This window comes from Mesorhizobium sp. M8A.F.Ca.ET.207.01.1.1 (genome assembly GCF_004794715.1).
In the GTDB taxonomy this organism is placed as follows: Bacteria; Pseudomonadota; Alphaproteobacteria; order Rhizobiales; family Rhizobiaceae; genus Mesorhizobium.
The window spans coordinates 114,255-128,408 of record NZ_SRUS01000013.1 but is presented as its reverse complement, the minus strand read 5'-3'; the positions used below and the strand labels follow the sequence as shown (position 1 = coordinate 128,408).

9 protein-coding genes are annotated in these 14,154 nt (G+C 63.1%); 4 read left to right on the top strand and 5 right to left on the bottom strand.

Annotated features, from left to right (window positions below; all coding sequences use genetic code 11):
* Positions 1-111 precede the first annotated feature (111 nt).
* From EN850_RS29505 to EN850_RS29490, 3 genes are all read left to right on the top strand, one after another.
* Positions 112-2,625: a caspase family protein gene (locus tag EN850_RS29505; RefSeq protein ID WP_246689299.1), complete on the top strand. Its 2,514-nt coding sequence runs from the start codon at positions 112-114 to the stop codon at positions 2,623-2,625.
* A 543-nt stretch (positions 2,626-3,168) separates the two neighbouring features.
* Positions 3,169-4,260 (top strand): OmpA family protein, encoded by a 1,092-nt coding sequence (locus EN850_RS29495; RefSeq protein ID WP_135907054.1) that lies wholly within the window; start codon positions 3,169-3,171, stop codon positions 4,258-4,260.
* 7 nt (positions 4,261-4,267) lie between these two features.
* The gene (locus EN850_RS29490) at positions 4,268-5,512 is read left to right on the top strand and encodes a caspase domain-containing protein (RefSeq protein WP_245521047.1); all 1,245 of its coding nucleotides are present in this window, start codon (positions 4,268-4,270) and stop codon (positions 5,510-5,512) included.
* Positions 5,513-5,518: 6 nt separating this feature from the next.
* On the opposite strand, the gene EN850_RS29485 is transcribed toward EN850_RS29490, so the two are convergent.
* The gene (locus EN850_RS29485; RefSeq protein WP_189521918.1) at positions 5,519-6,094 is read right to left on the bottom strand and encodes a hypothetical protein; all 576 of its coding nucleotides are present in this window, start codon (positions 6,092-6,094) and stop codon (positions 5,519-5,521) included.
* 190 nt (positions 6,095-6,284) lie between these two features.
* Between EN850_RS29485 and EN850_RS29480 the strand changes: the two genes are divergently transcribed.
* Positions 6,285-6,830: an OmpA family protein gene (locus EN850_RS29480; protein WP_135880703.1), complete on the top strand. Its 546-nt coding sequence runs from the start codon at positions 6,285-6,287 to the stop codon at positions 6,828-6,830.
* Between the two features lie 10 nt (positions 6,831-6,840).
* Here EN850_RS29480 and EN850_RS29475 read toward each other — a convergent pair whose 3' ends face one another.
* From EN850_RS29475 to EN850_RS29460, 4 genes are all read right to left on the bottom strand, one after another.
* Positions 6,841-8,457: a caspase family protein gene (locus EN850_RS29475; protein ID WP_135907087.1), complete on the bottom strand. Its 1,617-nt coding sequence runs from the start codon at positions 8,455-8,457 to the stop codon at positions 6,841-6,843.
* A 186-nt stretch (positions 8,458-8,643) separates the two neighbouring features.
* Positions 8,644-11,067, bottom strand: a complete 2,424-nt coding sequence (locus EN850_RS29470; protein WP_135907056.1) for a M23 family metallopeptidase — start codon at positions 11,065-11,067, stop codon at positions 8,644-8,646.
* Positions 11,064-11,570 carry a DUF1036 domain-containing protein gene (locus tag EN850_RS29465; RefSeq protein WP_245511664.1) on the bottom strand — a complete coding sequence of 169 codons (507 nt, stop codon included), beginning with the start codon at positions 11,568-11,570 and terminating at the stop codon, positions 11,064-11,066. Before EN850_RS29465 ends, EN850_RS29470 begins: the two co-directional genes overlap by 4 nt.
* Positions 11,571-11,582: 12 nt before the next feature.
* A complete protein-coding gene (locus EN850_RS29460; protein ID WP_135917254.1) occupies positions 11,583-14,150 on the bottom strand; it encodes a serine/threonine-protein kinase in 2,568 nt (855 codons plus the stop codon).
* Between the last annotated feature and the right edge of the window lie 4 nt (positions 14,151-14,154).

The window sequence follows — 14,154 nt, the reverse complement described above, 5'->3', positions numbered from 1 at the left end:
AGTTCTTCATCAGACCTTGATACCGCAATCTGGGGAGCTTGTGGTCGTCAGGTCGCGGCGGTTGAGGCGGTTGCCATGCTCCGGCTGTGCGGATTAATCGCGGTTTTCCTCGTGGCCGCCTTCACGACGTTCGATGCGTCGGCCGATCGAAGGGTCGCGCTGGTGATCGGCAATTCCGAGTACCGGGAAATCCCCGCCCTCAAGAATCCCGACAAGGATGCCGAGGACGTATCCAAGACGTTTCGGCTGGCCGGCTTCGAAGTGTTCGTTGCCAAGGACCTCACAAAGCTGCAATTCGAGGAGCAGTTCCGCAACTACCTTGCTGCGGCGGACGGCGCCGATCTGTCCGTCGTCTACTATTCCGGTCATGGCTTTCAGATTGGTGGCGAGAATTTCCTGATCCCCGTCGATGCCTCGCTGAAGAATGCAGCCGACATAGAGGTCCAGGCGGTCAAGCTGGATGATGTCCTGCAGCAATTGCGCGCGAAATCGAAGATCCAGGTGATCATCCTCGACGCCTGTCGCAACAATCCGTTTCCGCGCAAGGATTATTGGCTGAGGGACCAGCTGATCACGGCCGGCAACACCGGTCTTGCACAGGTCAAAAGCTCGCTGAATACGCTGATCGCCTTTGCCACCGAGCCAGGGGCGGTCGCCTATGATGGAGGCGGAGACCTCAGCCCGTTTTCGTCCGCATTTTCGCGTCGGGCGCTGGCGCCGAACCAAGAGATACGCACGGTCATGGCCGCGGTGCGCCGGGAGGTGGTCGAGGCCACCGACGGCAAGCAGGTTCCCTGGGAAAACTCCTCGCTCATCGACGAAGTTGTCCTGATGCGCCGTGCCAGCCGGCCTTCGCTGCCGCCGGTTCTTGAGAAAGTCGTGCCGTCGGGTGTCGGGCCTGTTGCCCTTGACCTGCCGGAACCGGTCGATGTCGATGGCGGATCGATCACCGTCAGCATCGAAAGGCCGCCCGTGCTCGGACGCCTGCTGCTGGACGGCAGGGCCGTCGAGGTCGGCGAAGAGATTCAGGGCGTGGACCTGCCACGCCTGAAGATGGATGTGCCCAAGGGCGCCGGTGCGCCCGAAGAGGTGGACATGCTGGCCTACGCCACGCATGACAATTGGGGTGGCGAAGCCCGGGGCATCATGGTGTTCCGTGTCAAGGATGGCCACGGCGCCCAAGGCGAACAGATTGCGGCTTCGCTCGAGACCGAGCAGAAGCAGCAGGTGCTGGAGCGGGGCATTCATATCACCGGCGCCGCCGAGGCGATCGAAAACCGCGAGATCAGCGTCCCGGTCGGAGTAGGCCCGGTTCCGCTGAATCTGGATTTCCCCACAAAGGATCCCTCCGTCAGCCTGAAACTCGCGAGCTATCCGGCAACGGGAACGCTGTCCCTGCCGGATCGTGCCCTGTCGCCGGAGTCGAGCCTGATGGCGGACGAGGTCGACCAGCTGCGCTACGAACCCCAGATCGGTGCTGCCCAGCCGGTAGAGGTCGGCTTCGAAATCCGCGCCGACAGCAGTTCATCCAAGCCCGCCACCATGAAGCTGTCGCCACGCGTCGATCTTTGCGACCAGGCCGCCGGCGAGCCTCTCGACCTGCAAGGCGTCGTCCCCGGCCTGCTTCCGAATGAAATCGGCACCGAGGCCGTGAAGGCCTGCGAGGCGGCGGTGAAAGCCTATCCCGACGTCGCCCGCTTCCGCTACGAACTGGGCCGAGCGCTGCTGGCAGCCGGCAAGGTCGAGTACGCCAAGAAAGCCGTCCAGGCGGCAGCCGACAATGGTCACGTCCGTGCCGTGTTCGAGCTTGGCTACTTCAACGCGACGGGCACGGGAATGCCTGCCGACCGCAAGCAAGCCAATGCCTTTTATGCGGCGGCGTCCGACAAGGGCGATCCTTACGGGATGACGTCATGGGGACGTGCCCTGTTCAACGGCTATGGCGTCGAGCGCGACACTGGCAAGGGGCTGGACCTTCTGCTCAAGGCGGCAGCCATGGGCCATACCTACGCGATGAATGATCTTGCCGCGATCTTCACGGAGGGCCGCAATGGCGTGCCCGCCGATCCGGCCCGCGCCGTGGCCTTCTTGAAGGCGGGCGTTGAGCGGCAGGACATGTATTCGATGAACCTGCTCGGCCGAAATTACCTCGCCGGCGTAGGTGTCGGGAAGGATCCCAGCCAGGCGCACGGGCTCTTCCAGAAGGCCATGGATCTCGGCCAGCCTTACGCTCCGGCTAGCCTCGCGCGCATGTACCGGGACGGTGTCGGCGTCGGGCAGAACCTCGATGAAGCGCAGAGACTGTTCGAACTGGCCACGGCCCGCGGCGATCAGTCCGGCGCCTATGACCGGGCGGCTCTCGAAATGCAGAAGGGCGACAAGGCCGACCAGGCGATAGCGGTGCGCTACCTGGCCTTCGCGGTGGCACTCGATCTTCGCAAGGAATTGCCGGGCGCCCAGGCGACGCTGACAAAATTCGGCGTGAAGGCGAAAACGGCGGCGCTGAAGCAATTGCACGGCGAACTCAAGTCGAAGATCGCGGCGAACGGCTCGCTGGACGACCAACTGGTCAAGACGGCCAGAGCGGTCTGGGAGCAAGCCAATCCGCGTCGGGACTTGTTTTGATCACAAGGAGGCAATGGTGGGCACGGCAGTGAAGCAGGCATTGATTGCAACGGTTCTATCCGGTGCCCTGGCGGCGCTAGCGGGCTGCATGTCCGTTTCGCCCACGGCCGAACCAACGGTGACGACGACGAAGCACAGACAGAAGCTCGTTCGCACGACGTCCACGCCAAAGATCGACCAGCAGAAGAAGGTCACCGCCAAAAAGGTGATCAAGCCGGTTGAGGAAACGGCACCTGTCCCCCCGCCAGTCACTCCGTCCATGGGTGGAGGCGGGAACGGAGGTAGTGGAGGCGGCGGTTGGGGAGGTTGATCAAACCTCAAGAATGCCGGACGTAGCTACGACCATGTCCTGGTCGTGGCGGCACTGACTCCCGGATCGTTTCACACCGGCTTAGGCTTAGTTCAGGAATGGGGCAGCATCAGTTCTTCGCCGATTATCCTGCATTCTTAGGATTTGCAGCCGTACTCGCCAACCAACCGCGAGTGCTCTATGCTCCCCGCTTGATGTCGGGTCGATACGGTGGTCCTGGGCAGGGGCGTTCCATGTTCGAAGTCGTCGCATTCTGGTGGAAGACAACGTCGAAAGGCCTTGCTGCAGCAAGGGCTCTTGGCCTCACGTTGTTGCTGTTGCTCGGGTCGCAAGCCGCCAGCGCCGCGCCGAACTGGACGCTCGATCCCGCAGCTTCGGTGATCACCTACCAGTCGGTCAAGAAGAACACGATCGTCGAGACCAACAAGATCAGGAACATCACCGGCACGCTGAGCGCGGCGGGTGATGCCAAGGTCACATTCGACCTCAACTCGGTCGATACCGGCGTCGACCTGCGCAATGTTCGCATGCGCTTCCTGTTCTTCGAGACATTCAAGTACCCGACGGCCGAGCTGACGGCGAAGGTGGATCCCGCCGCATTCGCCGATCTCGCGACAAAGCGCAGGGTGAAGGCAACCTTGCCTTTCCGTCTCAATCTGCACGGCGTCGACAAGGACCTCGAGGCCAGCGTCGTCGTCACTATGATCAGCGACACCATGGTGTCGGTTGCTTCGGAGGCTCCGGTCGCTGTCCATGTCGAGGATTTCGGCCTGTTGCCGAACGTTGACAAGCTGCAACAGGCAGCCAATGTCACCAACATCGTGCCGACCGCGTCGGTATCGTTCGATTTCGTCTTCACCGCTGACGGCAGCAAGCCGGCCGCCGCTCCGACCGCCGCGGCGAATTCAGCCGAGGTTGGCCCCGTTGCCACCGATGCCGCCAAGGCGAACTTCAGCGACGAGGAATGCCTGAACCGGTTCGCCGTGCTGTCGCGCACCGGCGCCATCTACTTCCGGCCGGCCAGCGCGCGGCTCGATGCGAAGAGCCGGCCGTTGCTTGAAGAGGTCGAAGGTGTCGTCGGCAAATGCCCGAGCCTCAAGGTCGAGGTCTCCGGTTACACCGATTCCGACGGCTCGCCGGAGGCGAACAAGCAATTGTCCGAACGGCGGGCCCAGGCGGTCGCCGATGCCATTGTTGCCGCGGGGATTGCGCGCACGCAGATCACGGCGACCGGGTATGGCGAGGAGCGGCCGGTTGCCGCCAACGATACGCCAAAGAACAAGGCGCTCAACCGGCGGATCGAGTTTTCCGCGACCAAGCTCTGAGGGTGCGGTGAGGTCCGGTCTGATCGCCCGTTGCGGCCGCTTCTTTCGCGCCGCCGGTCTCGTGGTACTCGCCTTGCTGTTGACTATGACGGCCGCCAGCGCCGAGCGCCGCGTCGCCCTTGTCCTCGGCAACGCCCAGTATCAGCACGCGGCACCCCTCGCCAATCCGGTGCGCGACGCCCAGGCCATGGCCGAACGCTTGAAGAAGCTCGACTTCGAGGTGGTTTCGGGCTTCGACCTGACCAAGCCGCAGACGCAGGCGACGATCGCCCAGTTCGCAAAACAGGTGCGCGGTGCCGATATCGCGCTGTTCTTCTACGCCGGCCACGGCTTGCAGGTTTCGGGCAAGAACTACCTGCTTCCGGTCGACGCCGCGCTGGAGGACGAGACTTCCCTCGACTTCGAGGCCGTGTCGTTTGATTTTGTTTTGCGCCAGATGTCACGCGAGACCAGCATCAGGCTGGTGTTCCTCGACGCTTGCCGCGACAATCCCCTCGCCGAAGTGCTGGCCAAGACTGCGGGCGTCCACGGTGCGATGAGCGGCCTGGCCGAGATCCCGATCGAGAACGGTGGCGCCGGCACGCTTGTCGCTTTCGCCGCCAGTCCCAATCAGGTCGCCTATGACGGGTCGGGCGAACATTCGCCGTTCACTGCGGCGCTGCTTCAGCACATCGGCGAAGCCAACGTCTCCATCACCGAGGCGATGAACCGGGTGACCGGTGATGTCTTCAAGGCAACCGCCGGCAAGCAGCGCCCCTGGCTCAACGTTTCGCTGACAACGGAGGTCGTCCTGCACAAGGTCGATCTCAATGCGCCATTGATCGTGGGCGAGGCGAGCACACCTCAAGCCGAAGGCGGCTCCGACGCGCGCAACACCAGCCCGGCTAGTCCGTCAGGCCCGAGCAACGACCAGCTTGCGCTCGATGTGCTGCGCCAGAAAATCCCCAAACTGGCGTCGGATGCCCCGATCCTTTTCAATCATCCGGTCGACTTCGGCGATGCGGCGATCGACGGCAAGAGCATCGCCGAACTGATCAAGGGCAAGCCCCTGTTCAGCCCGGTGGAGGGGTTGGACAAGTCGGTCTGGGAAGGCAAGCACTGCGACGGCTGCCATGAATGGAACGAGGCCCGGCTGTGCGATCAGGCGAAGAATTTCGCCGCCAATGATGTCTCTGTCTTGCGCCTGCAACATCCGCTGGGAACACGCTTCAAGGTGGCGCTGGCCAAATGGGCGCAAGGCGGCTGCAAGTAAGCGGCTCTAATAGGCATCAGCCGATTGGCGCGCCTCGATCTCCGCCATCTGGATGCCCATTTCGACAAATGCGGAAAGAACCGCAAACCGGTCCGCGAGAGCGACACGCGCCAGGCCGGCCAGAATCCCGGCATTGACGGCGTGGGCAGCAGGTAATGGCGGCAAGGCCGGTGTTGTCGTCGCGTCCATGGCCGAACCATTGTTCCGCCATCCAGCAGCCAGCGCAATCCAGCCGACTGGCGTTGTTGCTGGTGTCGTCGCGGCCGTGCGGACGGCTGCCTGATGGCGGGGATTGTCCGGTTCAGCCACCCAGTCGCGAACATGCGCAAGCAATTCCTGATCGGTTCCATCGAACAGCTCGGTCAGATGGCTCAGGCATTCATGCGCCCACCAGACCGCGGCCCGCTCGGCAAGCAGGTAGGCACAGAATGTGATCGCTTCCTCGGGAACGCGCCCGGCGAGCAGGTGGCGGCAAAACGCGATCGAGTTTTGGTCGGTTGGAAGGGTTCTCATGTCCTCGGCAATAGCCGGACAAGCCGTGAAAAGATCTCGTGCCGTCTTGAATCGGAGCCCATTGGCCATGACCGCCACGCTTTCATCGAGAAGCCTTGGTCACTCAAGCCTCAGGCGCGGCGCGGGTCAAGTCTCGACCAATGATCCGGTAACAGCCAACGGCACTATCGTGCCGCCGGCGTTTATCGACAGACAATTGCACTGGAATTTGGTATGATCGCCATCATCGAAATCGGATGCTCAGATAGGAGTAACCGTTATGCAGTGGGGCAGTTCAACTTTTGTCTTGGCGGTCGTGGTGTTTTTCTCGACCCACGCTTTCGCCGATCCTGTTCAGAAATCAGAAGACATTGTCAAGTTCTTTGCCGGCGCGGCCGATCTCGGCAAGTCGCGGGGAATTTGCGTCGGCACCGAGGAGGAGTGCAAGAGCAAGACCAAGACCAAGGCAAAAGAAGCGCCGGGAGAGAAATCGAGTCTCGATATGCTGATCAATTTCGGCCTAGATTCGGCCGCACTCGACACCACTGCGCGCTCTGAACTCGACGAGTTCGCCAAGGCGCTGAAGGACAGCCGGCTGAGCACGTTCAGCTTCGTCGTCGAAGGCTACACCGACGCCACTGGCACTGTGCATTACAATGAGGGCCTGTCGCAACGACGAGCGAAATCGGTGGCAGCCTTCCTGACGGCCAGTGGTGTCGATCCCGCCCGCATCGACGCCATCGGCATGGGCGAAAAGAATCCACGCAGCCCCAACCCGTATGATCCGGTCAACCGTCGCGTGGAAATGCGGATTAAGGCGCAGTGACGCGCGGCGGTCAGTGTTTGAGCACGCTGCCCACGGCCACACCAGCGCCGAAAATCAGTGCCCTGGCGAGAAAATTGTCCCGCGGCCGAGCAGGTTCATCCCGCCGCACCATGATCTCGCGGTCGCGCCACTTCTGAGCGACCTGCCGTTGTTTGCGGGGTCCTTGTGCCACCGGCTTCATCGCGCGGGCTTTCTGCACGACGGGCTTCCTCGGCTGTGCCGTACGGGCTTGATCGGCGTCATATCCGGCGCGCACGGCTGCCATCACGGGATCTGACTGGATCACCAGGAACGCCAGTTGCTCGCGCGTCAGATAGGTAGTTTGTGGCAGTCCGTTATCGGCTTGCCAGATGCCGATCGCCTCACGGGTCTGAGAGCCCAGGGTTCCGTCGATCAGCCCAAGCTCGTTGCCTAACGCTTCAAGCCGCAACTGCAGGTCGATGCGGCTCTGGCGGTCGAGGCCCATCGCACTTTCCGTCAACTCGGTGCCCGGCTTCTGCTTCATCTCGTCCGGAACGCTGACAGAGGTGCGCACGGCGGAGCCGGGACCGGCGTTCGCCTGGTTCGTATCGAGTGCCGCGACCTGCCGGTTTTGAGCGTTCGGGCCGTCCAATTCGTCGATGTTCAGCCGCGCTACGGTGGCGAAACGACCGTTCGGAAACTGGTCGAGATAGGCCTGGTAGAACGGACCAGAATTGTGCTTCGAGGCCTCATCCCAAAGACGTTGCTCGACTTCCCAGGAAAGAGAACCATTGGCGACAGGGGCAGGGGCGGATGTCGCGGATGCGTCGGCTACCGGATTTACGGCCGGCGGCGCCGCAGCGGCGACGGGTTTACCCAGGAAAACCTCGCGTCCCAGCGATGCGTTATGCCACGGCCGCTGGCGACCTTGCGTGGTTTCGGTCACCTCGCCGCGCACGCGCGTCAGCGCGCTCTGGATTTCGACGCCGGGCTCGGTCAGATGCCTGGCGAGCGCGGTGGAGTAAGGACTGTCGACCCCGTCGCCGTCGAAGGCGATGGCGCCCGGATCCGTTGCATAGGCAATAAGCAGGCCACCAGTATCGACGACGTCCGATCTTGCTTCGACCGGCGCCAGGCCGGTGCCCAACGAGGTGGATCGGCTTTTCGGCAGCGAGGCCGCCAGCGTCCTTGCCAGCGGATTGTCGCGGCAAGCGTCGAGGATGATGACGCCGATCGCCGGGTCGGGCGGAAGCGCGGCCATGAAGTCGTCGATCTGAATGGTGCGCGTCTTGAGATAGGCTGGCGATGTCAAATCGGCGTCGACCGGTATCAGGTAGTTCTTGCCGTCGACCTGCATGCCGTGACCGGCATAGAAAATGACCGCCAGGTCGGCGTCGTAGGCTTGCTCGGTGAACCGGCTGATGAGGCTGTGCATGCCTGCATTGTCCTGATCGACCCCTTCGATCACCTCGAAGCCGGCATCGCGCAGTGTCGATGCGATGAGGCGGGCATCGTTGGCGGGGTTGGGCAAGGTAACCGCATGGACATAGTTGGTGTTGCCGATCACCAGCGCGACGCGCTTGGCGTCAGGCACGGCTGCCTCGGCGCCGAAGGCGGCAACGAAAGCCAGGATAATCCCGCTCAGAAAGACTGTGATCGTTTTCATGGACCAGCCCTCTACCCACTGGGGGCACTGTTGATGTCTGCGGATGCCAGATTTCGTCGGCGACTGGGTCGCTTGTGCCAAAAATGGATCCTTGGACATATGTGATGCTGAGCCCAACTTTGGTTCACAGAGGCCCGAGAGATAGTGACACCAATGGCCTGAGGGGCTGATGCCGCACGGGCCGGGTCAAAGCGTATTCTGGATCGAGCTGATGAGGGCGGTGACGGCCTGCTTGTATTTTTCGAACTCCGGCGATGTCTGGCGGATCTCCGTAGTCGTCGACGGCGGGTTGGCGTCGGTGGCCACACGGCTCAGCTTCTGGCCCATCTTCCTTTCGGCCCAGTCCACCACATAGCTGGCTGTCTTGCCCGTGAGAAACGGGTTGGCCTGGATGACGGCGGACCCCAGCACGGCGCTCAATTGTGCCGAAGCTGGCGCCGACAGCACCTGATGCGCGCCTTCCATTCCCAGGAAATGACAGAGGTAGAGCCGGCCGGCCGTGATCTGGTGACCGCGCGCCCGAAGATACGCTTCGCCCTCGCGCGCCAGATTGCGAACCATCTCGCGCGAGATCGTGGCGTCGTAGCGCAGGGCGAGCAGGTCGGCGGTCGACAGCGAGCGCGCGAGGTCCGGACGGTAGGTATTCATCATCCGAATCCAGGTCTTCGTTATGAACTGGCCGGCGCCGGTCGCCGAGGAATTCGGGTTCTTGGCGCGGGCGCTGCCGCCACTCTCGACATGAACGATCCGCTCGGTCAGCGTTTCGACGGCGACATCGCCGGAATTGCCAGAATTGCCGGAATTGCCAGTCTCATAGGTGGCGACCGTGGTGGCAGTCCCTAGCGGATCGATCGCCTCGCCGTTCTGGTAGAGCTCGAAATGCAGATGCGGGCCGGTCGAGAGCCCGGTAGTGCCGATATAGCCAATGACGTCGCCGGCCTTCACCTTGGTACCGACTCCGCTCGCAATGGCGAATTTTTGCATATGCGCATAGCGCGTCTCGCGCCCGTTCGCATGCGAGATCTTCACCAGATTGCCATAGCTGCCGCCATCGCCCTGGAAGCTGATCTCGCCGTCGAAGGCCGCCATGATCGGCGTGCCGACAGGGGCTGCCCAATCCACGCCCTTGTGGATACGAACGACGCCGAGGATCGGGTGCTTGCGCGGGCCGAAGGTGGATGTCATGACCCCGTTCACCGGCGTGACCATGCCGTTGGCGACAGTTAGCGAACGCACCTCGTCATTGCCGGTGACGCAGGAGTACTGGCCGTCGCTCTGCTGGAAGACGAAACAGTCGATGGTCTTCTCACCGCCCTGGACGCCGACATAAAGCACCCGCCCGGACGTCTCATCCTTGCCACGCGGCGTCTGCGAGTAGATCAGCACTAGGCGCTGGTCCTCGCTGGTGAAGGCGTCGAGATCCTGTCCTCGCGACAGGTACATGATCGCCTCGCCGATGACGCCGGTCGGGACCTTGTTGCGCGCAGCCGTCGAATAGATCGCATCGAGCAGGCGGTATTGACGCTTGGGCCCGCCTTGATCTGCACCGGAGTAGTTGAACAGATCCTCTTGCACCCAGGGATCGACACCCGACACGAAGGCGCCAGGGGCATTGCGCGTCAACGTGCCGACAAAGACATTCTTGGCGTAGATCGAGACCTGCATGAGCGACATCGTCGTCGTTTCGCGGTTCGGCCGGAATCCGCGCATGGCGACGACATAACCCGCTTCCAGGCCGTCCCGGTTGAAGAGCGCCTTCAAGGCTTCGCCCGCCAGCTTGGCATCGTCGGCGGAGAAATGCGCATCGAGCGCAACGCTGTCCAGGCTGCGGTCGTTGAGGATCTTCACGAAGGTGTCTTCGGTCGCCTCGAAGCGCTGGTACTCGTTGGTCGCGGTTGCGACGGTCGTATTGTTCTCGATCTGGGTCTTCTTGAAGGCGGGCAGCGCTGCCTCGCCCTGATCGATGGTCTCTCCCCAGCCGGCCTCCGCGTCGCCGGCATCCGCCTTGGGCGCCGAACCGGCCGGGGCCTCGCTCGCATCGGGTGCAGCCAGCTCATTATCCAGGTCCCCCTGCTGGTCGTTCGGTGCCACCGGCGGGGCAGGCGGAGCGGCCTGCTCGGTGGGTGCGGCGGCCGGCGATGTCGGAGCGGTCCGCCGCTGTGCCTGGAAGAAGGCGAAGTCCTCCTGCGTCGACGGGATCGTCGTCATGAACTTTTCGCTGGCACTCAGCATGACGTCGGAGAGGATCTCGATCTGCGGTGAGGCGCCGGAACTGTCGAGTTCGGACGGGCGCGCTACCGCATGGCCCTTGCTTGCCGTGTCGGCGTCGGGCGCAAGCGTGATCCACATCGGATCTCCGGCCAGTTCGATAATGGCAGGCACATAGACGGATGCATCTGCCGGCACATCGTCCGTGCCTTCGACCGCGTGCAGCTCCTCGTCTTCGTCGCCGAACGACCAATAGTCCGCTGTGAGGTAGAAACCGGTGGCGATCGATAGCAGGACAACCACGGCGAAACCGGCAATGAGCCGGCGCCAGAGCGTGCGCCTGCGCAGCGCGGCGCGCGCCAGTTTTTTCTCCCTGAAGCTGGTGTCGATACTGTGCGTCACGGATTGCTTCCGGTCAGGAAGAAGGTCCACCGCACCTGTTCAAGCGTATCGACTTCGAGAAACTGCGCTGCGATATGGCCGCGCTGCCAGCACTCGTCGATGCCGCGGATCGAAAAACGCCGCCGCTCGATGCACATCTCGGTCGACCCGGTCAGGATCGCATGGCCAAAGACATCAGTCGCGTAGATGTAGATGTAGCGGTTCGTCAGTTCCTCGCGGATGACGTTCACGCATTGATTTGCGCCGATGGTCCACCAGCCGTCAGTCTGGTCCGCATTGTCGACCTTCTGGCCGACCGCGAGATTGACGACGTCGAGTGTCTGATTGCAGACCGTGAATTCGGCCCGCGCTTCGCCGGGCGCCAGCACGGCCAGCAATGCCGCCCCTGCCATGACCGCAAGCTTCATGCGGCCCGTCAGGGCAACCAGGGCTCGAGCCGGCTCACGCTGCCCCAAGGGCAGGTCGGCGGACGAGTTGGGGAAACGCGAGCGGCAGCGTTCCATCGGGCGCCCATGCTATCCGCCGAGCCGGAAATACTTGGCAGTGGCTGAAAATTGCGATCCGTCGGTCTCGATCTCTTCGAGAATCTTGGGCAGCAGCACCGAGGCCGGCGTCGGCGTCGCGAAGGCTGCCGCCTGAATATCCTGCGGACCCGTGATCACCATTATGATCTGCGGCACGGCCTTCCCGGCGGCCTTGTCGGCGGCGCCGAGGCCAATCGGGATGCTGAAGGTGGCCTTGTCGGATTGTGCGACGATGCGGTCGTCGAGATTGAACATCATGCCCTTGTGATCGATCAGCAGGACACTGGAGATGAGCCCGCCGTGCGTCACCAGCGTGCCGCTGATCGGCGTACCATCAGGCACCGATGTCCGGTCGAGAACAAGCTGCGGCTTGTCGGCCGTGGTCTGCCCGAGAAAGCGCAGAAAGTTGGTGACTTCGCATTGGCTCGGCTCGATGAGGCGGACGCTGATGTCCGGCTCTACGTGGAATTTTGCCTGGAAATCGCCAAGCATCCGTTCGAATGGCTGGACCGCCGTGCCAAAGCCTTCGATCGCGGCGGCCTTGTCGGTCGACGACGTCATGGTGGCATAGAAACAGTCGCCGCCGCCGAAGTCGCGAACCCAGGAGACACGTTGCGCGCTATCGTCGACGACCGGGGGGATCGCCGGTTTGGGTACGTTCAACGCGACGACTGGTAGGTCCGGCTGTTTGGCCGGCGGTGGCGAGGCGTTTTGGCCCTCGGCGTTCGCGGTATCCGTCTGGCTTACGCTTGGTTTGGGTGCTGGCACGGTCACCTTGGGTGCTTCCGGCTGGCTGATCTGTGGTTCGGGCTTTGGGGTCTCCACAACCTTTGGCTTGGCCGATGGCGGCGTTGCCACCTTCTCGGCTGGCGGGGCTGGAACTGCCGGTGCGGCTGGAGCTGTCGTCTCAGGCGCTGGAACTGCCGTCTGACTGTTGCTGACCATCGTATTCTGCTGGGGTGTCGGCGATGCCTTTGCGGACGGTTGCTGCGCATCCGTTGCCAATGGCGTTGGGGGTTCCATGGCTTGCGGGAGAGCAATAGGCTTCGCCGGCTCTGCCGTCTGCACGGCCTTGGCATCTGCCTGGTTTCCAGCCGGCGGTGCGCTCGCCTCTGTTTGCGGTTGGACTGCCATTGCCGGCGGCTTCGGGGCTTTAGCCTGCGAGGGGATTTCGGCGGGCTTGGCCGGCAGCGGCTGTTGGGTTGCCACGGCATCTGGCTGTTTTTCAGTAGGCTGGACGCTGGCTCCCGGCTCCGCGGCCGGACCTGTCATTGCCGGCTCGGGGGCGCTCGCGACCTTGTCCGTCGGCGCCGGCTTCGATGGTTCGGGCGAAAGCGATGTCTTGCCGGCAGTCGGCGTCACAGGTGTCATGAAGCCGCTCAGGTAAAGGCCGGCGACCGAGACGACAGCCAGCGTCGCAAGAGCAGCGATCGCGATGGTTCGGGTCTTCGCGGGTTTCCCGGGGACATTGCTCGCGGCCGTGCGCGGCGGGCTGGCGGCCGGCGAAGGCAACGGTTTGGACAGATGCGCTGGCCGGACATGCGGAACGAAGCCCTGCTCGCCCGGGCCCGTCGCCGCCGGCACGTTGTGCCCCGCGACATTGGATGGCTGGGGCTTGGGATCAGGAGCAAGGGTTTGCTCGGCTGGTGGCAAAGCCGGCCGGTCGCGGGGTGTCCTGGATGGGGGCGGTGTTGTCGCTTCGTCTTCGCCGCGCGTCATCCTGGCGATGTCAGCCATGCTGACCGGCCGGTCTTGCGGATCCGGTTGCACCATGGCTTCGACAATGTCACGAAAATCGTCGTCGATGTCAGAGAGATCAGGCACGGTTCGGCGCTTTTCGATGATCTCGTACTGCGATCCGCTCATGTCGATCGGCTTGCCGCGCAGGGCGGCGGCCAGCACCAGCCCAAGGCTGTAGATGTCGGACTGCTCGCTGACGTCGCCGCTGTACAGCCCGAGCTGTTCGGGTGAAACGTAGTTGTATTTTCCCGCGAACTTTCCGCCGATCAGCGTTTCCCCGCCCACCGTCGCTGATCGCGCGATGCCGAAATCGATGATCTTTGCGCGGTCGACCCGGCCCCCCGGCAGGATGATGTTGTCGGGCGACAGGTCGCGATGGATTGCTCCGGCTTGATGCACGGCGGCTAGGCCGGATGCGAGGCGATGGCAGAGCTTGCGCACCTCTTCCGTCGGCATCGGCCCCCTTCGCATTATGTCGAACAGCGACTCGCCGTCGACGAATTCCATGGCGAGGTAGGGCCGGCCGATTCCGGGATCGATGGTGAAGACGTGGTATCGCACGACCGCGTCATGCGACAAATGGTTGAGGATCGAGGCCTCCTTGCGGAACAAGGACAGGATCGTCTGGTCACGGGCAAACTCGGGCAGCACTATCTTGATCGCGACGTGGTCGCCGGTCTGGATGTTGTGGCCGCGATAGACCTCGCCCATGCCGCCAAATGCGATCCGCTCGTCAAGTTCGTAGATGCCGCTGAGCTGCGTGCCGACCGCGGTGTTGGCCACCTGCGGCGATATTCGCGTCTTGTCATCGGCGCTCATCGGC